Source organism: Runella sp. SP2 (assembly GCF_003711225.1).
Classification (GTDB): Bacteria; Bacteroidota; Bacteroidia; order Cytophagales; family Spirosomataceae; genus Runella.
This window is the reverse complement of record NZ_CP031030.1, coordinates 3,465,991-3,489,318: the sequence shown is the minus strand read 5'-3', so window position 1 is coordinate 3,489,318 and position 23,328 is coordinate 3,465,991. Positions and strand designations below refer to the sequence as shown.

Below are 23,328 nucleotides of genomic sequence, written 5' to 3'. Positions count from 1 at the left end.
GTTGGTAAATTCCATGTTGAAACCAAGCCTCTCACATCGTGTAGCCACGATTGATTTTATTCGGGGACTAGCTCTGTTGGGCATTCTGTTGATCAACGTACAGACCTATGCGTTGTTTACCTTGCTCCGTCCTGAACAGGTATATAAGCTAGGATTAGACCAGCCAGATACCTACGCACCCGCCCAATTTTTTGTTCATCTTTTGATAAAAGGGCAGTTTTATACGATTTACAGTTTTCTTTTTGGGCTAGGTTTTTATTTGATGAGTGAAAAGAATACCCACGCGGGGCTGGATACAAATCGGTTTTTCAAACGACGTTTATGGATATTGTTGGCTTTGGGGTTGCTTCATGCCTTTATATTTTGGTTTGGCGACGTCCTGCACAAGTATGCGTTGTTAGGGTTTACATTGCTTTATTTTAGTAAAAAGTCGGTTACTGTGTTGGGTAAATGGGTCATTGGACTGGCTGTTTTGGGTGCCGTGCTTCAGACTGTACAGACCTTGGCGTTTCCATCTACGCCATCTGAGCAAGCGGCCAGTCAGCAACAGTTCGATGCGGTCGTCATGCAGGTGGTCGCTACTTGGCAACAAGGTTCGGTTTGGGAGGTGATGAATCTGCAAAGTTTGGGGGTGGTGATGCTGCATGTCATGGCTTTCAAGCACGGTTTTGCCAGTTACTTGCACTACGAGATGATGTTTTTATTGGGTTTGATGGTGGGAAAACTACAACTGTTTAACCGACTGTCTGAAGTTAAAAATCAATTTTTACGAACGGCTTTTTGGCTATTCCCAATGGGACTGATGTTAAAAGCGGTTGCCAGCTTGCCCGTTTTTGGCGTTCACCTGCCTACAGCCAACTCTTTACCCTACGAATCCTTGATTTTTTCACTGGCCGACTTTCTAGGAACTCCTTTGTTGACGGTAGTCTATCTGATTGAACTCGCTATGCTTTTCAACCAATATCCCAATCGTGTTTTCGGTTGGATTGCCAATGCGGGTCGGTTGGGGCTGACCAATTATCTGATGCAAACCCTGTTGTGCATGGGACTTTTTTACGGCTATGGTCTAGGCTTGTCGGGGCGACTGACCCTGCTCGAATCGCTGGTTGTTGCGGTCAGTATCTATGTTTGTCAAGTTGGCTACAGCAACCTCTGGCTGAAGTATTACCGACAAGGGCCTTTAGAAGGGCTTTGGCGAAAGCTCACCTATACCCAGAAGCCATTTCCTAAACACACTTAATGAAGGTTTGATCGACGTATGCGATTACGGCATACCAAAAATAATTTGCTTAAAATCAATTAATTATGAAAAGAAGTGTCTTAATTTTTGCTCTGTGGGCTAGTCTGCTTGGAATTGCCCATGCGGCCACCTTTACGGTGAGCAACACCAATGACAGTGGCGCAGGTTCTCTTCGCCAAGCCATTCTTAGTGCCAATGCAGATGCAAGTGCAACGGCGGCTACCCCGCATCAGATTAATTTTACGGTATCCAATGGGTCAACCATTACGGTCATCAGTCCCTTTTTGGTGATTACGAATCATGTTAGCATCAATGGATTAGGGGTAGCAAATCTGACAATTAGCGGAGGTGGTACCTCACGTATTTTTTGGATACAAAATGGTACCATTACCATTCAAAACCTTACCCTGGCCAATGGCTACGCCAAAGGGGGTGATGGTAATGGAGGAGGTATGGGTGCGGGTGGAGCTATCTTTATGCACGAAGGTAAAGAAGGGGGGACTGGTAGTATTCATTTAAGTTTAATCAATGTTAACCTTAGCAACAACCGAGCAGTAGGAGGCAATGGTACAGGTTCGGTAGATGGTGGTGGTGGTATGGGTGGCAATGGCGGTGCTTTTCCTGTTGTCTCAAGCGAATTTACGTTCTATTACGGTGGAGCAGGCGGTGTGTTGGGAAATGGGTATGCTGCTGGAGGTAGTGTGACCAATGGCGGAGACAATATTGGTGGTACCAATGATGGAATCTCTATATTTGGCAACGGTGGAAATCGTGGTACAAGTGGTGGTACCGGTGGTTTTGGCGGCGGCGGTGGTGGTGGCACAGTCGGTGGCCCTGGTGGTTTTGGCGGCGGCGGTGGTAGTGGCACTACAGGCGGCCCTGGTGGTTTTGGTGGCGGTGGTGGTAGGGGTAATACAGCGGCGAGAGGTGGTTTTGGTGGCGGCGGTGGCAGGGGTTTAGTAGGAGCGGACGGAGGTTTTGGTGGGGGTAATAATGGAGGTGGTGGTATGGGCGCTGGTGGGGCTATTTTTGTCGCGAGCGGCAGATTGAGTTTAACTGGTGTCAATTTTACCAATAATAATGCAACCAGAGGAAATAATGGTGCCAAAGGTTATGGCGGGGCATTTTTTGTATTCAACTTGACCCATAATGGTGGAAATCCAGCACCAGGGACTACTAACTACCCAGCGGTGACGATGTGTAATGTGGCGTTTAGCGGCAATACTGCCGATGACGATAACAGCACTTATACCAATAATGACAACATTTATGCCAGTAATACTTCCAGTCTCAGCCCTACTGGTTATATCAGTAGCAACGCAACGACTATTTGTGCAGGAGGCAGTGTTCAACTTAGTTTCACTTCCCCTTCGGGCACGGGGCCTTTTGATATTGTAGTCAATGGTATAACGTACAATGATGTACCAAGTGGCTCCGTGTTTCTTACGCGAACTGAAGGCACTCATTTTACGGGTACTACCCATTTTAACCTCACTCAAATCACGGATGCCAATAATTGTGTCATCAGTGGCTTGGCGCAAACTACCACGGTTGATGTCAATAATGTAAGCGCAGGCAGTATTTCTGGTGATCAGACTATTTGCGCAGCGGGTGATCCTAGTAATTTTAGCTCAACGACCAATGGGTCAGGGGCTGGTACGATTTCCTACCGTTGGGAGAAGAGTACCACAAATTGCAGTAGTGGTTTTTCGACCATCGCGGATGCAACAGCTTCAACGTATGATCCGCCTGCACCATTAAGCCAAACGACTTACTATCGACGTGTGACTATTTCTACGCTAAATGGGGTCGCTTGTGAAGCCATTAGCAACTGTGCAACAGTGATCATTAATAATGTAAGTGGAGGTGATGTTGCTGGTAATCAGGTAGCTTGTTATGGCGGTGACCCAATAACACTTACTTCTACTAATCTCGGTTCGGGCAGTGGTACGATTACTTACCGCTGGGTAAGTAGCACTGTGGATTGCGTTTCTGGATTGACCCCTATCATGGGCGCAACGAGTGCAGACTATGACCCACCCGTTGGTATTACTCAAAACACTTATTTTCGTCGGACTACCATTTCTACTTTAAATGGGGTTGCTTGTGAAGCGATTGCACCAGATTGTATAGTCATTGTCGTGCTTAGCCCACAGGGAGGAACGATTGCTGGCGATGAGACGATTTGCTCAGGGGGTGACCCAGCGGCTTTCACCAGCAGTGTTGCTGGTTCGAGTCATGCGGGTACCATTACCTACCGTTGGGAAAGCAGTACGACGAATTGTAATAGCGGCTTTAGCCCAATTATGGGTGCAACAGAAGAGACGTATAATCCACCTGCCGGTATAATCCAAACGACTTATTTTCGGCGAGTAACGATTGCCACCTTCAATGGTGTAGCCAGTGGTTCCTGCGAAGCGGTGAGTAATTGTGTAACCGTCACGGTAACCTCGGTAAGCGCAGGCAGTATTTCTGGTGATCAGACTATTTGCGCAGCGGGTGATCCTAGTAATTTTAGCTCAACGACCAATGGGTCAGGGGCTGGTACGATTTCCTACAGCTGGGAGAAGAGTACCACAAATTGCAGTAGTGGTTTTTCGACCATCGCGGATGCAACAGCTTCAACGTACGATCCGCCTGCACCATTAAGCCAAACGACTTACTATCGACGTGTGACTATTTCTACGCTAAATGGGGTCGCTTGTGAAGCCATTAGTAACTGTGCAACAGTGATCATTAATAATGTAAGTGGAGGTGATGTTGCTGGCTCTCAGGTAGCTTGTCATGGCGGTGACCCAATAACACTTACTTCTACGAGTCTCGGTTCGGGCAGTGGTACGATTACTTATCGCTGGTTAAGTGGCACAGCGGATTGCGTTTCTGGATTGACCCCTATCATGGGCGCAACGAGTGCAGACTATGACCCACCCGTTGGTATTACTCAAAACACTTATTTTCGTCGGACTACCATTTCTACTTTAAATGGGGTTGCTTGTGAAGCGATTGCCCCAAATTGTATAGTCATTGTGGTGCTCAATCCGCAGGGAGGAACGATTGCCGGCGATGAGACGCTTTGTTCAGGTGGTGACCCAGCCGCTTTCACCAGCAGTGTTGCCGGTTCGAGCAATGGGGGTACCATTACCTACCGTTGGGAAAGCAGTACGACGAATTGTAATAGCGGCTTTAGCTCAATTATGGGTGCAACAGAAGAGACGTATAATCCACCTGCCGGTATAATCCAAACGACTTATTTTCGGCGAGTAACGATTGCCACCTTCAATGGTGTAGCCAGTGGTTCCTGCGAAGCGGTGAGTAATTGTGTAACCGTCACGGTAGCCTCGGTAAGCGCAGGCAGTATTTCTGGTGATCAGACTATTTGCGCAGCGGGTGATCCCGGTAATTTTGCCTCAACGACCAATGGGTCAGGGGCCGGTACGATTTCCTACCGCTGGGAGAAGAGTACCACAAATTGCAGTAGTGGTTTTTCGACCATCGCGGATGCAACAGCTTCAACGTACGATCCACCTGCACCATTAGGCCAAACGACGTACTATCGACGTGTGACTATTTCTACGTTAAATGGGGTCTCTTGTGAAGCCATTAGTAACTGTGCAACAGTGACCGTAGGCGATAACCAAGCACCAACAATTACTTGTCCCGCCAACATCAGCGTCAGCAACGACGCAGGTCAATGCTCGGCGGTGGTGACATACACAGCACCCGTAGGCAGTGACAATTGCTCAGGCGCAACGACGACACAAACGGCAGGCTTGGCTTCTGGCGCGGCATTCCCCGTAGGAATCACGGCAAATACGTTTGAAGTAACGGCATCGAATGGACAAAAGACAAGCTGTTCATTCACCGTAACGGTCACCGACGCGGAAGCCCCAAAGATTACTTGCCCCGCCAACATCAGCGTCAGCAACGACGCGGGTCAATGCTCGGCGGTGGTAACATACACGGCACCCTTGGGCAGTGATAACTGCTCAGGCGCAACGACGACACAAACGGCAGGCTTGGCTTCTGGTGCAGCTTTCCCCGTAGGCACAACGACAAATACGTTTGAAGTAACGGCAGCAAACGGACAAAAGACTAGCTGTTCATTCACCGTGACTGTTACAGACGCGGAAGCGCCAAAGATAACTTGTCCTGCGAATATCAGCGTTAGCAATGATGCGGGTCAATGCTCGGCGGTTGTAACATACACAGCACCCGTGGGCAGCGATAACTGCTCAGGAGCAACGACGGCGCAAACGGCAGGCTTGGCTTCTGGCGCGGCTTTCCCCGTAGGCACAACGACAAATACGTTTGAAGTAACGGCAGCAAACGGACAAAAGACAAGCTGTTCATTCACCGTAACGGTCACCGATACGGAAGCGCCAAAGATAACTTGCCCTGAAAGTATCAGCGTTAGCAATGATGTAGGTCAATGTTCAGCGGTGGTAACATATACTGCACCCGTAGGCAGTGACAATTGTTCAGGAGCAACGACGACACAAACGGCAGGCTTGGCTTCTGGCGCAGCTTTCCCCGTAGGAATCACGGCAAATACGTTTGAAGTAACGGCAGCAAACGGACAAAAGACAAGCTGTTCATTCACCGTGACGGTTGCCGACACGGAAGCACCAAAGATAACTTGTCCTGCGAATATCAGCGTTAACAACGACGCGGGTCAATGCTCGGCGCTGGTGACATACACAGCACCCGTGGGCAGCGACAATTGCTCAGGCGCAACAACGACCCAAACGGCAGGTTTGGCTTCTGGTGCGGCTTTCCCCGTAGGCACAACGACAAACACGTTTGAAGTAACGGCAGCAAACGGACAAAAGACAAGCTGTTCATTCACCGTGACTGTTACAGACGCGGAAGCGCCAAAGATAACTTGTCCTGCGAATATCAGCGTCAGTAACGACGCGGGTCAATGTTCAGCGGTGGTGACATACACAGCACCCGTAGGCAGTGACAATTGCTCAGGCGCAACGACGGCGCAAACGGCAGGTCTGGCTTCTGGCGCAGCTTTCCCCGTAGGAATCACGACAAATATGTTTGAAGTAACGGCAGCAAACGGACAAAAGACAAGCTGTTCATTCACCGTGACTGTTACCGACGCGGAAGCGCCTAAGATAACTTGTCTTGAAAATATCAGCGTTAACAATGACGCGGGTCAATGCTCGGCGGTGGTAACATACACAGCACCCGTGGGCAGCGATAATTGCTCAGGCGCAACGACGACACAAACGGCAGGTCTGGCTTCTGGCGCAGCATTCCCCGTAGGCACAACGACAAATACTTTTGAAGTAACGGCGTCGAATGGACAAAAGACAAGCTGTTCATTTACCGTGACTGTTACAGACGCGGAAGCGCCAAAGATAACTTGTCCTGCGAATATCAGCGTTAGCAATGACGCGGGTCAATGTTCAGCGGTGGTGACATACACAGCACCCGTAGGCAGCGATAACTGCTCAGGAGCAACGACGGCGCAAACGGCAGGCTTGGCTTCTGGCGCAGCTTTCCCCGTAGGCACAACGACAAATACGTTTGAAGTAACGGCAGCAAATGGACAAAAGACAAGCTGTTCATTCACAGTGACAGTGGTTGATACGGAAGCACCAAAGATAACTTGTCCTGAAAATATCAGCGTTAGCAATGATGCGGGTCAATGCTCAGCGGTGGTAACATATACTGCACCCGTAGGCAGTGACAATTGTTCAGGAGTAACGACGACACAAACGGCAGGCTTGGCTTCTGGCGCAGCATTCCCCGTAGGAATCACGACAAACACGTTTGAAGTAACGGCAGCGAACGGACAAAAGACAAGCTGCTCATTCACCGTAACGGTCACCGATACGGAAGTGCCAAAGATAACTTGTCCTGCGAATATCAGCGTCAGCAATGATGCGGGTCAATGTTCAGCGGTGGTGACATACACAGCACCCGTGGGCAGTGATAATTGCTCAGGAGCAACGACGGCGCAAACGGCAGGCTTGGCTTCTGGCGCAGCTTTCCCCGTAGGCACAACGACAAATACGTTTGAAGTAACGGCGTCGAACGGACAAAAGACAAGTTGTTCATTCACCGTGACTGTTACTGATGCGGAAGCACCAAAGATAACTTGTCCCGCGAATATTGTAGTCTATGAAGGTATGCTCGTGACATACGTAGCCCCCGTTGGTACCGACAATTGTGCAGATGCAGTAACGATCCAGACGTCAGGTTTGGGAACAGGAGTGCTGTATCCTGTAGGAGTTACGACAAATACTTTCAAAGTGACAGCAGCGAATGGCCAGACGACGGAGTGCTCGTTTACAGTGACAGTGATAAGCAAACCAACAATTATTTTAACAACGCTCCAACAAACGCTTTCCGAAGGTAATTCTCAAGTTTTGTGCGATACGGATGCCAATCCAGTTAATGGTTTGCAGTTTACAGTTTCGGGTTTGTGTGTGGTAGGTTCGCCCGTTTGGCGTGTACAAGTTGGCAACAATGCATGGAGCGATTGGTCTCCCAATCCACCAGTCACCCAGCCGTCCAATAACCAACCCCACCGCTACCAGGCGGCTTGCAGTGCTAATCATCCAGTAACTTACACTTCACCAATTGAATTGACAATTAACAACCGCGCTTCCGTTCCACAAAACGTGTCATTGCTGGTGGATGGCGTGACGGTTGCCGTAGGTGAGACGAAGGAAGTGTGTAGTTTGGTGAACGTGCCTCTTACCTTTACTGCCAATTGTGCCACTGGCGAAGTGATTCTTTATTCAGTTGATGGTGGAGAATATAGTACAGGAATTCCCGTAGGTTTGGTGGATAATCAGTTCCACAACTACCGCGTGCGCTGTCGCAAATCAGACGGGACTCCTTCTTGTGTGGAATCGGAGTCTGGCGTGATGCGGTTAAAATTGGTGAATATTCCATCAGCACCGAGAGTGTCTTTGTCATCGACGAGCAGTTGCGACGCGACAGCCAGTTTCAGTGGACAATCAACTTGCGGCAGTTTGCGCACGGTTTGGTACAATGCCACCACGAACGTGGCTTTGCCAAGCCTTCCCGCCACCGTTCCAAGCCAGACGACGTCGTACTACGCTCGTTGCCAAACTGAAAATGGTTGTTTGAGCGAAAAGAGCAATGTAGTGACATTCACTTTAACACCAACCCAAGTAGCGCCCGTGATTACGGCAAGTCAAGAGATTGTTTGCACGGGCACAACGGTCACGATTTCAGCCAATTGCCCCGCAGGAAGCCAAACATTCTGGAACACGGGTGTAACCGCACCAAGTTTTGAAGTCGCTTTCAACAACGTAACGAAACAGACTTATTGGGCGAAGTGTCTTTTTGAAGGTGGTTGTGAAAGTTCGGAAAGTGTTCGCAAGGATATTTATTGGAATGCTTTTGTGGTGACATTGATAAACATCGGCCAAAGCAAATCAGCGGTGAAGGTAAACGACCGCGCGGCGTGGTCGAGCCAGTTCATCACCCGCGACGGTGGTCCCGAATTGGAGCAGAGTACGCAGGTGAATCCGACCTTGTATTTTGTAGAAAATGCTAACAAACAAGCTCCGCGTTACTGGACAATTAACGTAGAAGCTTGCGGATTAAGCACCGACGGCTCGCTTACCTTCGACATGTTGGCGACGCCAGAAATGGGTGTGATTCGTTCGTTCAACACGCACGAAAACAACGCGCCGTATTTCATGTACGCCAACCGCGAAGGCTGGACGGAGTTGTACGGACAAAATCATCCCGCTTACGGATTTTACCAAGACAACGGAGCAGGAGGTAACGTTTACGATGCAGGTTTACCCAAAGGCTTATATAAACTAGGCATTCGCTATTGGGACCAAAAGGGCTGGGGCAGCATTTATCCCTCGACACGGAAGCCTCAAGGTAATGTCTTGGCCTACCAAGAATACTGGTTCCGTATCCAGTCACGAGATGGGGTAGGCGTGGGAGCAGCACGCGCAGCGGATAGCGAAGATGCAAAAAGCGAAGGGCAAGGGTCGGATAACGGAAAACAGATAACTGATAACGGCACCTTCGTCACCGTTTTGCCCAATCCTGTCACAAATATCCTGCGTTTGAAAGTGCAAGCGAGCAAGGGACAAGTAGTGCAAGCAGCGTTAACCGACGCTTTGGGTCGGGAGGTGTTGCGTCAGACGTTTGTTGCGGAAACCTCAAGCCATTTGGAAGAATACGAAATAAGCGATTTGCCCAATGGTGCTTATTTCCTCCACGTGCGCTCAGCATCAAAGCAACAGGTACTTAAAGTAGTGAAAATAAAGTAAGTACAATTTCTGTATTTTTGAAAAGGGCAAGACGGCATCGTTCTTGCCCTTTTTTGTTGTATTTTTAGTGGATTTTTGAACAAATACGACTGGGGTCAGAGGTTAAAATTACGGAATGAAAGGCTTGTTTTTTTGTTACTTATTCTTGATTGGGGTGTGGGCAAATGCCCAAGATGTGCTTCTTGACCCCAAAAAAGACGAAATAGATGCCAGTTCTCGTGTCGGGATTGTAGAAGATAAGTTGTCGAGCTGGTCGTTTGAACAAATCCAAGAACGTTTATTTACCCAAAATAAGAGTAAGCATATTTTAATCCCTTTTTCTAATCATACTTTTTGGATAAAATGTAAGTTAAAAAATGCGACGGCCGAACCACAAAAGTGGGTTGTAAGATGGGAAAACCCCCTGACCGAACGCATTGATTTTTACGTTCAAGCAACCCCCAATGGCAGGTTTGTCCGTTTTGAAAAAGGGAGTTTTCGAGAAAAACATCACAGTTATATTTTTGAAAATACGCCTTCTCTCACGCTTTCTTTTGCACCGCATCAAACCCAGACCCTTTACCTCAAAGTAGTTAATAAACGGGGTATTTTTTCACGCCTTGTGCTTTTGCCCACCGATGCCCTCGAACGCACCAAATACAGTTCCATTCAGCGGTGGAGCATACTCGATGGAAGCCTGTTAATTCGCCTTATTTACACCTCCATTTTGGCCTTATTTGTCATTAAAGACCTGTCGTTTAAGCGGTATTCGGCCTTCATTTTTATCCGTACGTTTTCTTTCTGGGGCATGATAGGGGTGCTTGGCGGGTGGTTGACAACCTACCCCTATTGGGCGACTATTGCCAACAACGTTGCCATATTTATGTCTCCCATTGGCTACACGTTTGCTATTCGCTCGGTGGTCGATATTCGTTCGTTCCCGTCGTACGTGGTCTATCTTCTTCGCGTTGTTTTGGGCTTAACGGTGGTGTTTGCTTTGTTGATTTTGTTTGATTATCAGTGGTATTGGCTAAAAGGGGCGGTGTTTTTAAACCTGGGTAGTCAGTATGTATTGTTGGGCATCATTGCCGTAGCATCTTATCGTCGTTTCCGTATCAATTGGTCGTATGGAGTCCCACTTTTACTCGGCGTGGCGAGCTACTCGCTCGTTCTTACGCGCTTGTTGGGGGGATTACAATGGGCAGGGCTCTTTGAGCTAGCGCTGTTATTTTTTGTATTAGAATTGTTGTTTTTTGGGCTTTATTTGGGGCGAATTATTCGGACTTACGAGGAGGAACAGCTTACTATTAAAAAAGAGTTGTACTTCAAAAAAATCCAAACCAATCAGCTCCAAGAACTTGATGAGCTTAAAACCAATTTTTTTGTCAATATCTCGCATGAACTTCGTACTCCATTGACCCTCATTGGGGGATACATGGAAGATTTGCGGCGACAAAATCCTCAAAATCAGGTGTATGAAATTGTGAGTCGTAATGCTCAGCGCCTTCTTGTGCTTATCAATCAACTACTTGATTTGAGCAAACTTGAAGCGGGACAGTTACAGGTTACACTTACGCCACTTCGGTTAGATACGTACCTAAAAACGCTGTTCAGTGCTTACCAGTCTTTGGCCGAAAGCAAGAAAATTAGATTTACATTTTACCAAAGTCAGGAGAAAGTTGTGGGAGAAGTGGACCAGGACAAACTGGAGAAAATTATTACAAACCTTCTTTCCAATGCCTTTAAATTTACCGACGCTGGAAAAAGAGTAGAGGTAGGTGTGGAGTATGCCCTGTTGAATAATCGCTTGATTATTAGTGTGAAGGACGAAGGAGTGGGTATTCCCAATGATAAATTAGCGCAAATTTTCAATCGTTTTTACCAAGTGGAGCGCCCAAATTACGCCAAATACGAAGGGACGGGGGTTGGGCTAGCGTTGGTAAAAGAGTTGGTCAACGCCCTGAACGGAACCATACAAGTGCAAAGTAAAGAAGGCAAGGGTTCTGTGTTTAGGGTTGAACTTCCCGTTACGTATAAGGATGATGTTTCAATCGGCGGGGAGTACCCACAAGCACCAATGAATTGGGCTAGTGTAGAGATTAAAACGGAAGAAACCAACCCCAAGCATGACGTAGATTTGCGGCTGCTGGTAGTGGATGACAACGCCGATATACGCCAGTACGTTCGGTCGATTTTTGCGAAAGATTATTGGGTTGTGGAGGCTGAAAACGGAAAAATAGGCGTCGAAAAAGCCCTAGAAATGACCCCAGACATCATTATCAGCGATTTGATGATGCCCGAAATGGATGGCTTTGAGTTTTGTAAACGGCTTAAATCGGACGAAAAAACGAGCCATATCCCCATCATTATGCTATCGGCCAAAGCCAATTCCGAAAGTAGAATTGAAAGCTGGGAGTTAGGCGCTGATGATTATTTATTAAAGCCCTTTCAATCGGAAGAAGTGCGGGTGCGGGTGCAAACTTTATTGGAAAAACAAGCCCGCCTGAGAACGTATTTTAGCGCGGCGGTTGGCACAGAAAAACCTGCAACGGACACCGAGGAAGCCTCAAAAGAACGAGGTTTTTTACTTAAACTCTATGCGCTCGTAGAACAACGAATGAGTGACTCCGAGTTTACGGCTGAGCTTTGTGCCAAAGAAATGGGAATGAGCCAAAGTCAGTTGCTAAGAAAACTAAAAGCGCTGACCAACCAGACCATCAATGAATACATTCGAGATTTTCGTTTGCAGCGGGCGGCAGATTTGTTATCCCAAAACGAGACAACAGTTTCGGAAATAGTATATGAAGTAGGGTTTACGAATCTGTCTTATTTTACCAAAATGTTTAAAGAAAAATACGGAAAACTTCCCAGTGAGTTTTTTACTCAGGAAGAGTAAATGAGAGGGCCATTTTAGGGGCTTTATGAAGTAAAAAAAGCCATTTTTAGCCCATTTAAAGCCAAATGCCGAATATGTGTTAATAAATGCCGAATATGTGTTAAGCCTGTTTTGAAGTAACTATTTATCTTTACTCGCAAATTAAAACACATGAAAAACTTTATATACAAAAGCACCATTTTTGGATGGATAGTGCCCTTCATTTTGGGAATAGGAAGCGTGGTTGCCTCTCCTATAAAAGCATCAAAAGTCAATACGCCGCCTACCATTACGGCCAATACCATTTCTGTACCTGGTGGAAGTGGGGGAATTGAAAAAGAGATTGCCACGGCACTCGATGGCGAATCGGACAATTTGGAAATAACGGCATCTAACCTACCTGCTAACATAACCCTGACCAACATTGAGAATTCGGACGGAACAGTCACGGCACTCGTGAGTGTGGGCTGTTATGTGTCTGCGGGGGCGTATAGCGTAACGCTTACCGTCAAAGACCCCGAAGGAGCATCGGCTACTGATGAGTTGACCATCAATGTTACCGCCAACACCATGCCCGTATTAGCCTATGCCGCCACCGCATCAGTCAATGGTGGAGGAAGTATCACCATTAATCCAACCGCTGGTCCGTCCGACAACTCAAATGATTTTACGGTAGGCGTTGGTGACCCAGGGACGTTTACGGGCGATATTGCTGTGGACCCTGTTACGGGAGTGATTACGATTACGAATGCTGCTCCCGTAGGTACGCACCAAATCACGATGAAAATTTCGGAAACTTGCGAATTTGAAGAAACCGCTACGTTTGAATTAACTGTTAATAATAACAATCCCACTATTTTAGGGACGACAATTGGTCGCCAACAAGGGACTTTGACAGGACTCAATGCGACGATTGCAACTGTTAATGATGTTGAAACAGCGGTAGGAAGCCTCAGCGTAACCGTAATAACTCCACTTCCTTCTGGGATAAGTATTTCAGGGATTACTAATGTGAATGGGACGATAAATGCCAACGTGCGAGCAAGTTGTTTTGCAGCAATTGGGGAAAACACGGTTGGATTAAGGGTAACAGATGGCAACGGTGGTACAGCCACGGCTAATCTGATTGTGAATGTGACTGAAAATTTGCTTCCCACCATCACTTATGGTAATCAAACGGTAAATATGATGGGGGGACTTACGGTGAATCCTGCGTCAGGCCCTTCGGACAATGGGGAGTTTGGAGCTATTAAAATCACGGATCCAGATGGATATACGGGCGATATCGACGTTGATTCAAATACAGGAGAAATCTCTATCAGCAATGCCGCTCCTTTGGGAACGCATACCATTACTGTAAGAATTATGGATAACTGTGAAGTAACCAATACAACGACATTTACCTTGACCGTTACCAATGCCAGTCCCACTATTCAAGGGACAGTAATCAGTCGCCAACAGGGTAGTGCCGAAACGGTATCGACGATTGCCAACGTTGATGATACGGAGACTGCAAAGGGAAGTTTGACTGTAACGGCTACTACCGTTCCAATGGGTATTTCGGTGTCGAATATTACCAATACCAATGGGGTTATCAGTGCAATGGTGTCGGCGGGGTGTTATACCAATATTGGAGAAAATACGGTGGTTTTGACCGTGATGGATGAGGACGGAGGTACTGCAACGGCCAATTTGATAGTGAATGTGACTGCAAATTCACTTCCAATCCTGAGTTACGCTAACAGCACAGTCAGTGTAGCAGGTTCAACAACGATTAACCCCGCTACTGGCCCCGCCGACAATGGCACCTACGGAGGACTAACGATTGAAGACAAAGGGACTTTTACGGGAGACATCTCGATTGACCCTACTACTGCGGTGCTTTCAGTGAGCAATGCAGCTCCACTAGGCGTACACACCATTACGGTGAAAATATACGACAACTGCGAAGAATATACTGAAACAAGTTTTACTTTGACGGTCGAAGGCTGTACGTCCACCCTAACGGCAGGGGCGGTAACCAATCCAACAACTTGCACAAGTCCAGTGGGAAGTATTGCCTTCACAACCAATCTGCCTGATGGTGATTATACGTTAAACTTTACGTCGAGCGCGGGCGCAACCACAAGTCCCCAACCTGTAAAAGTGGCGGGTGGTGCTTTTTCGTTAGGAGGATTATTGGCTGGTACGTACAGCAACTTTTCGATTACCTCATTGGGATGTACAGCTTCGGCTATGTCATCTAAAGTCATTACGGCCAAAACCCCTCCTACGGCTACGTTAGCGGGCGGAGGAGAGGCATGTCAACAAAGTTCGGCGCCATTGCTGACCTTTACCGCCACCAATGGTAGCGCACCTTATCGTTTTGGTTATCGTATCAATGGTGGAAGTGTTTTGTATCTTGAAAGCGCAAATGCCGTGGCTACGCTCGCTCCTTCGACGCAGGTAGCAGGAGTGTTTATATACACATTAGAATCGGTATCGGATGGAAACGGGTGTAGCCAAGCGCAAAGTGGTAGTGCAAAACTGACGGTCAATTACCGTGCTGCTGTGCCGCAAAATGTCTCCTTGTCAGTAGATGGGGTAACTGTTGCGGTGGGTGAAACCAAAGAAGTCTGTAGCCTGTCGAGTGGAACTCCGTTGACATTTAATGCAACTTGTGCCGTAGGAGAAATAGTGCTTCATTCGGTGGATGGGGGGGAATATAGTGTAGTTATTCCCGTAGCCTTGGTGGACAATCAGTTTCACAATTACCGCGTGCGTTGCCGAAAATCCGACGGAACTCCTTCCTGTATAGAGAGCGAATCGGGTGTTATGCGTCTAAAATTAATAGCTATTCCTTCGACCCCAACGGCTAGCTTGTCGCCAGAACGGAGCTGTAACCCCGCTGCAAATTTTAGCGGTCAATCGACTTGTGGAAGTTTACGAACGATTTGGTACAATGCCACTACCGATGTGGCATTGCCAAGTTTACCAAGCACTGTTCCTACTGCGACGACGTCCTACTACGCCCGTTGTCAGACGGATAATGGTTGCGTGAGCGAAAAGAGCAACGTCGTGACGTTTACGCTCATTCCAACGCACATTGCGCCAGTAATTACTGCGAGTCAAGAGATTGTATGTACAGGAATGACGGTGAAAGTTTCGGCCAACTGTCCCGCAGGAAGCACCACATTTTGGAACACAGGCGTAACCACGCCAAGCTTTGAGGTGTCGTTCAACAACATTACCAAACAAACCTATTGGGCGAAGTGCCTTTTTGAGGGCGGTTGCCAAAGTTTAGAGAGTATTCACAAAAATGTATATTGGGATGCTTTTGTGGTAACCTTAATCAACGTAGGTCAAAGCAAGTCGGCAACAAAGCCAACCAACAACCGCAGTGAGTGGGAATTGCAGTTTTTAACCCGCGACGGTGGTCCCGACTTGGTAGCGAGTACGCAGCAAAATCCAACTTTATATTTTGTTGAAAACCCCAATAAAACGGCGCCACGTTATTGGACGGTCAACGCCGATGCTTGTGCATTAGGTACTGAGGGTTCTTTGACTTTTGACCTGTCAGCGACACCCGAAACGGGCGTGATTCAGTCGTATAACACCCACGAAAATACCGCGCCGTATTTTATGTATGCCAACCGTGAAGGTTGGACGGAATTGTATTCACCCAACCACCCAGCTTTCGGTTTTTACCTAGATAATGGGGCAGGAGGTAACGTATATGATGCAGGGTTGCCCAAAGGACTGTATAAATTGGGTGTTCGCTATTGGGATCAAAAAGGGCTTGGCCTTTACCCCGCAACGCGCAAACCGCAAGGCAACGTACTTGCCTATCACGAATATTGGTTTAGAATCCAGTCGAAAGATGGAGTAGGAGTAGGAGCAGCGAGGACAGCGGAGAGCAGTGGGCAAGGGGCAATAGGTAAATGGCAAGAGGCAAAAAGCAAAGGGCAAGGGTCAGATAACGAAAAACAGTTAACCGATAACGGGTCTTTTGCTTCGGTCATGCCCAACCCCGTCACGCAAATGCTCCGCCTTCAAATCCAAAACAGCAAGGGACAAGTAGTGCAAACTACGTTGTTGGATGCTGCTGGCCGTCAGGTGTTAGGGCGGAGGTTTGAACCCGAAACCAACACACACCAAGAGGAGTTTGGCGTCAGCGAATTGCCAACGGGCATGTATTTCATGAAGGTAACAACGTCTGAAAAAAGTGTGTTGTTGAAAGTAGTGAAATTGTAGCATTTCAATTGCAATAAAGCCCTCGACTAACTTGTTGAGGGCTTTGTTATTGCTTTGTGGATTGGTATCTAATCGATTAATTGAGGTATGCTTTTATTCAAAAAAGTAGAATGAAATACCAAAATGATAAATAATTTTGTAGTAACGGTATTTGATTTTGTTTTCTTAGACTAAAATGTTGTTATTGTTCTTGTTTTCATGAAAAACTATCCATAAACAACTTAACCAGTCTTGTATGAAGCATATTTCCTTCCAAAAAATGCAAGTTTCCTTGCCTAAACTGTTTTTTTTCGCCCTTTTTACTTGTTTGTCTTGGGCTACACAAGCACAAAATGAAATACAAACGGCTACTCAGTATCTCACTGAAAATGCTACAAAGCACAAGCTATTAAAGCAAGATATTGACAGAATGACCGTATCGAGTGCTTATTTATCGCCTACGACTGGTTGGTATCACATCTATTTTAACCAAACCTTTGAATCGGTTGAGGTTTATAATAGTTTGTTGAGTTTGGTTGTTAAGGATGGACAAGTCCAACACACGACGGGTAGTTTTGTTCCTAACATAGAAGCATTGGTTAACCAAGCGCCAATTTCAGTATCTCCGATACAAGCATTGCAAAAGGCAGCCCTAGAGGCCAATTTACCAATAAATACCCCAATCCAAATCAGGGAAATTAGTAACACGCCACTTGCTGATGGTACGCCAGGGAAAATAGTCTATCAATCTGCAAGTATTTCGGATGAAAATATTGTTGTAAAAAAATATTGGTTTCCTTACGAAGTACTTGAAGATGGAAAGCCACATGTAAAGGTAGCTTTAACGTGGAATGTGCAGTTTTTGACCAAAGACCAGCAAAATGGTTGGAGCATGCACATTGATGCTCATACGGGCGAAACCATACGCAAAGTAGATGAAGTGATTCACTGTAGTTTTGGGATGGTACATCGGTCGGGTGCTCCTCACGATTGTTCTTTAGAACACGGATCCTCTGTAGGAACTAATGCTGTTCTTACTCCCAAAGCAACACTGGCACCTGATAATACCTATAATGTTTTTGATTACCCATTAGAGGCTCCTACTTTTGGAAGCCGTAGCCTTGTAGCTTCTCCATACGACAAGTTTGTGCCCTTAGGAACTGGCCCTGGCGCAACCAATGGTTGGCATTTTGATGGAACGACAAATTATACAACAACCAGAGGGAATAACGTTTGGGCGCAAGAGGATGCTAACAATAATAACGGTACTGGATATAGCCCCACATCATCTACATTAGATTTTAACTATCCTTATACACAAGGACTAAGTACAGCAGCCGCTAACAGAGATGCCGCTATCACCAATTTATTTTATTGGAATAACCTTATTCACGATGTTCTGTGGAAATATGGTTTTGACGAACCTAGTGGTAACTTCCAAAATACCAACCAAGGGCGAGGTGGGAACGGAAATGATTATGTTTTTGCCGATGCGCAAGATGGAGGTGGAACCAATAATGCCAATTTCTTTACGCCAATCGATGGACTTAATGGCCGAATGCAGATGTACCTGTGGACTAATTCGGGAAGTTATCAGCCAGATGGCGATTTTGATAACGGAATCATTACTCACGAGTATGGGCACGGTTGGTCAACTCGTCTTACAGGAGGACCCAATAATTCGGCCTGTCTTCAAAATGCAGAGCAAGGAGGAGAAGGTTGGAGCGATTATTTAACGTTGATGCTGACGACTGACTGGTCATCACTGACAGCGACCGAAGCAAGCGGAAACATTCCTCGCGGTATTGGTACCTACGCTCTTAAACAAGCTACAAACGGAGCAGGTATTCGCCCTTATCGATATGCTTACTTTAACCAAAATACCAATACAGTCAACAGTGCTGTGACCTACGCAGGCGTGGGTAATACCGCTACATTTTCTTTGCCTCACGGTATTGGCTCGATTTGGGCCACCATGCTTTGGGATATGACGTGGGAGATTATCCTCCAAGATGCTCAAATAGTGAACAATATTTACTCGACGCCATCCAATGTAATGGATATGAAAGGGAATATTGCTGCGCTTAAATTGGTAAATGAAGGGTTGCGTTTACAGCCTTGTAGTCCTAGTTTTGTACAAGCGCGTGATGCTATTTTGGCTGCTGATGGGCTATTGTTTGGCGGGCGTTATCGCTGTGCGATTGGGAGAGCGTTTGCTCGTCGTGGCTTAGGTGCTTTGGCTTCTACGGGGGTATCTACCAACGACCGAATTGTAACTGAAGATTTTACTCCAATCTCTGGAGCATCACTAAACTCCCCCGTTGCACATACTGTTTGTTCTAATCAACCTTTTAATTATACAGCAACTACACCTACAAGTGGAACAACTTTTAGCTGGACGCGTGATGCCGTATCTGGTATTAGTAATACCGCAGGGTCGGGGAACTCTGCAGCTGTGAGTGAAACTTTGGTCAATACCTCTCCTTTGCCTGTAACCGTCAAATACCGTTTTACATTAAACCCAGCTACCTGCCCAGGCAATGTTATTACCCAAGATGTAAATGTGATTGTGACTCCTACTGTGGCAGCAACGGTACCAGCTTACAGTGTTTGTCAAAATACCGCTGTTCCATCAGGGGAAGGACTGGTTTCTCCTGCTGTATTGGTTAATTCTGTTAGTGGGCTTCTTTCTATAACCGATACCTATGTAAGAGCAATGAATGACAATTCCACCGTATATGTTGCTACGCCTGGGTCGCAGTCTCACTATAAAACAATCACTTTTGTAGCACCCAACACTGAGGCTGTTACTTTTGAGGTTACTTATGCTGGGGTTTATGATAGTGATACGTATCTTTCATTATACGAAAGTTCATTTAATCCAGCAGCACCCGCTACCAATTTTTTACGTGGAGATGATGACATCGACTATAATGGAGGAAATTATCGGTCACAATTTACGCATAATCTAGTAGCTGGAACCACTTATATATTAGTGGTTGCTTCATATTACAATTTAGATCCAGGACCGTTCATATTACAGTCAACGCCTGCTGTATTTTCAACAGGGCCTACGCAGTGGTATTTAAATGCCTCAGGGGGAGCGCCATTGGCTACAGGAAATGTTTTTAATCCAGTAGGTGTGTCGGGTTCTGGAATTGCCAACACAGCGAGCGCGGGTGTCACAACTTTTTATGCGGCGAGTCCATTGTTGTCAGAATGTCGAACACCAGTAACATTTACGATTACTCCAACGCATAGCATAACGTTAACGTCGGTAGCTTCAACAGAAACCCAAACGGTATGTACTAATACAGCTATTACTCCCATTACGTATTCGTTGGGAGGTGGTGCTACAAACGCCACGGTCACTGGTTTACCTGACGGCGTCACCTATTCGGTAAATGCGGGTGTATTGACGATAAGTGGGTCACCTACTACGGTAGTAGGCAGTCCGTTTAATTATAATATTACTACCACGGGCAATACGTGTACGGTAGCTACTGAGTCTGGTACTATTGCAGTGAACACAACGCATAGCATAACACTCACGTCGGTAGCTTCAACGGAAACCCAAACAGTCTGTACCAATACGGCTATTACTTCCATTACATATTCGTTGGGAGGGGGCGCGACAAATGCCACGGTCACTGGTTTACCTAGCGGCGTCACCTATTCGGTGAATGCGGGTGTATTGACGATAAGTGGCTCTCCTACAACAGCAGCAGGTAGCCCATTTAATTATAACATCACCACTTCAGGCAGTTCCTGTACAGCAGCCACAGAGTCGGGAACTATCACAGTTAACTTAGCGCATAGCATAACGTTAACATCAGTCGCTTCAACAAAAACCCAAGCAGTTTGTATTAATACAGCTATCACTCCCATTACATATTCGTTGGGAGGCGGTGCGACAAATGCTACGGTCACTGGTTTACCTAGCGGTGTCACCTATTCGGTAAATGCGGGTGTATTGACGATAAGTGGGCCACCTAATACGGCAGTAGGCAGTCCATTTAATTATAATATTACTACCACAGGTAATACGTGTACGGTAGCTACTGAGTCGGGGACGATTACGATCGGAAACGCTCAAACAATTACCCTTACCTCTCCTAGCGCGACGGAGGCTCAGACGTTATGTGTAAATACGGCCATTACCTCAATCGTATATACACTCGGGGGGGGAGCTACAAACGCTACCGTTACAGGTTTACCTAATGGAGTTACCTATTCAGTGAGTGCGGGGGTACTTACAATTAGTGGTTCGCCTACTACGGCTACTGGTAGCCCATTTGGCTACACTATTACTACTACTGGTAGTGTTTGTACACCTACGACCAAAACGGGTACATTGACAGTAAATGCAGCCCATGGAATCGTCTTAACATCTTCTCCAACGACAGAAACGCAGATTGCTTGTATTAATTCTGCCATTGTTCCGATAACGTATGTCTTGAGTGGAGGTGCAACAGGCGCTACAGTGACAGGGCTGCCAACAGGTGTTACGAGTGCAATCAACGGAGGGGTTCTTACAATTTCAGGTGCGCCTACGACAATTTCAGGTAACCCATTTAGCTATTCTATCATTACCACGGGGAATGCTTGCGCAACGGCTAGTGAATCGGGCACCATTACAGTTCAAACTAAACCAGTATTAACACTCTCAGTACTTCAACAAACCCTAAACGAAGGTAATAGCCAAGTAATCTGTGACATAGATGCGAATCCTGTGAATAGTTTGCAGTTTAACGTTTCGGGTACTTGTGGTTCTGGCTCGCCTGTTTGGCGTGTTCAAGTAGGTAGTGGTGCATGGAGTGCATGGTCGGCGACAGTACCAGTTTCCCAATCATCCAATAACCAACCCCACCGCTACCAAGCAGCATGTGATGCCAATTGCCCAACGACTTATACTGGTGCAATTGAGTTGCAGATTAATTACCGTTCGTCGGTACCACAAGCCGTATCTATGGTGGCCGATGGTGTGACCGTTGCTGCTGGTGAGACAAAAGATGTCTGTAATGTAGAAGGAAATGAACTGACATTTAATGCCACATGTGCCGCTGGGGAGGTTTTAATTTACTCAGTCGATGGGAGTGAATATGGCACAACAGTACCAACCCAATTGGTGGATGGCCAATACCACAATTACCGTGTACGTTGTCGCAAATCAGATGGAACAAGTTCGTGCGTAGAAACGGAGTCAGGAGTAATGCGATTACGATTAATTATGAATTCAATGACCCCTGTAGTTAGTTTGAATGTGACGAGTGGTTGTGGGAACTCAGTAGCATTTACAGGTACTACAAACTGCGGAGTAATGACGTCTATCTGGTACAATGCAACGACGAATACTGCATTACCTAGCCTTCCATCACAAACGCCAAGTGAAACAACATCCTACTATGTTCGCTGTCAAGCTGAAGGTGGTTGCTTGAGCGGGAAAAGTAATGTAGTAACTTATACGGTATCGCCTGTCAATACTCCGCCAGTAGTCATAGTAAGCTCGGATGTAGCATGTACAGGAACGGAAGTGACGATATCAACTAACTGCCCTGCAGGAACCAGTGCACTTTGGAATACTGGTATCACAGAGGCGAGCTTTAAAGTAGCGTTTGCAAATATAACCAAGCAAAGCTATTCAGTTCGATGTGTGTCATCGAATGGCTGCCAAAGTGGTGCGAGTGCGACCAAAGATGTTTATTGGAAAGCTTATGTTGTGACATTAATCAATATCGGGGAGTCAAAATCATCGGTGAAAACCAACGACCGTGCTGCTTGGGTTAACCAGTTTATCACGCGAGATGGTGGCCCAGAGTTGGAACAAAGTACCCAACAAAATCCGACGCTATTTTTTACAGAAAATGTTAACAAGATAGCCCCACGTTATTGGACAATTAACGTAGATGCTTGTGCGTTGGGAACAGATGGTTCGTTAACGTTTGATATGCTGGCTACCCCTGAGACGGGCCTTCCACGCTCATTCAACACGCACGAGAACAATGCTCCGTACTTTATGTATGCCAATCGCGAGGGTTGGACAGAATTATACGCGCAAAACCACCCAGCCTACGGTTTCTACGAAAACAATGGCGCAGGAGGTAATGTATATGATGCAGGTTTGCCCAAAGGTTTATATAAATTGGGTGTTCGCTATTGGGATCAAAAAGGTTGGGGTAGTATTTATCCATCTACTCGTAAACCTCAAGGAAATGTCCTTGCCTACCAAGAATACTGGTTCAGAATCCAATCGAAAGATGGGGTAGGAGTAGGAGCAGCGAGGATGGCGGAGAGCAGTGGGCAAGAGGCAAACGGCAAAGGGCAAGGGTCAGATAACGAAAAACAGTTAACCGATAACGGGGCTTTTGCTTCGGTCATGCCCAACCCCGTCACGCAAATGCTCCGCCTTCAAATCCAAAACAGCAAGGGACAAGTAGTGCAAACTATGTTGTTGGATGCTGCGGGCCGTCAGGTTTTGGGTCGGAGGTTTGAACCCGAAACCAACACACACCAAGAGGAGTTTGGCGTCAGCGAATTGCCAACGGGCATGTATTTCATGAAGGTAACAACGTCTGAAAAAAGTGTGTTGTTGAAAGTAGTGAAATTGTAGCATTTCAATTGCAATAAAGCCCTCGACTAACTTGTCGAGGGCTTTGTTATTGCTTTGTGGATTTACTCCTAGCCCCTTATTCACAGCCAACCTTACCAAATTCACATTTAGCCATTGTTTGTTGAAAAAT

The 23,328-nt window shown here is 46.6% G+C and carries 5 protein-coding genes; all 5 read left to right on the top strand.

What is annotated here, in order from left to right; genetic code table 11:
- The first annotated feature begins 13 nt into the window (after positions 1-13).
- The 5 genes from DTQ70_RS14290 to DTQ70_RS14270 all read left to right on the top strand — a co-directional run bounded on the left by DTQ70_RS14290 (position 14) and on the right by DTQ70_RS14270 (position 23,198).
- Positions 14-1,240 (top strand): DUF418 domain-containing protein, encoded by a 1,227-nt coding sequence (locus DTQ70_RS14290; protein WP_122931436.1) that lies wholly within the window; start codon positions 14-16, stop codon positions 1,238-1,240.
- Between the two features lie 65 nt (positions 1,241-1,305).
- Positions 1,306-9,522, top strand: a complete 8,217-nt coding sequence (locus DTQ70_RS31230) for an HYR domain-containing protein (protein WP_122931435.1) — start codon at positions 1,306-1,308, stop codon at positions 9,520-9,522.
- Between the two features lie 115 nt (positions 9,523-9,637).
- Complete coding sequence (locus DTQ70_RS14280; RefSeq protein WP_122931434.1) at positions 9,638-12,397, top strand: ATP-binding protein; 2,760 nt, start codon at positions 9,638-9,640, stop codon at positions 12,395-12,397.
- 150 nt (positions 12,398-12,547) lie between these two features.
- Entirely contained in the window at positions 12,548-16,609 is a 4,062-nt protein-coding gene (locus DTQ70_RS14275) for a T9SS type A sorting domain-containing protein (RefSeq protein WP_122931433.1), read from the top strand.
- Between the two features lie 409 nt (positions 16,610-17,018).
- Positions 17,019-23,198 carry a M36 family metallopeptidase gene (locus tag DTQ70_RS14270; protein ID WP_229600132.1) on the top strand — a complete coding sequence of 2,060 codons (6,180 nt, stop codon included), beginning with the start codon at positions 17,019-17,021 and terminating at the stop codon, positions 23,196-23,198.
- The last annotated feature ends 130 nt before the right edge of the window (positions 23,199-23,328 follow it).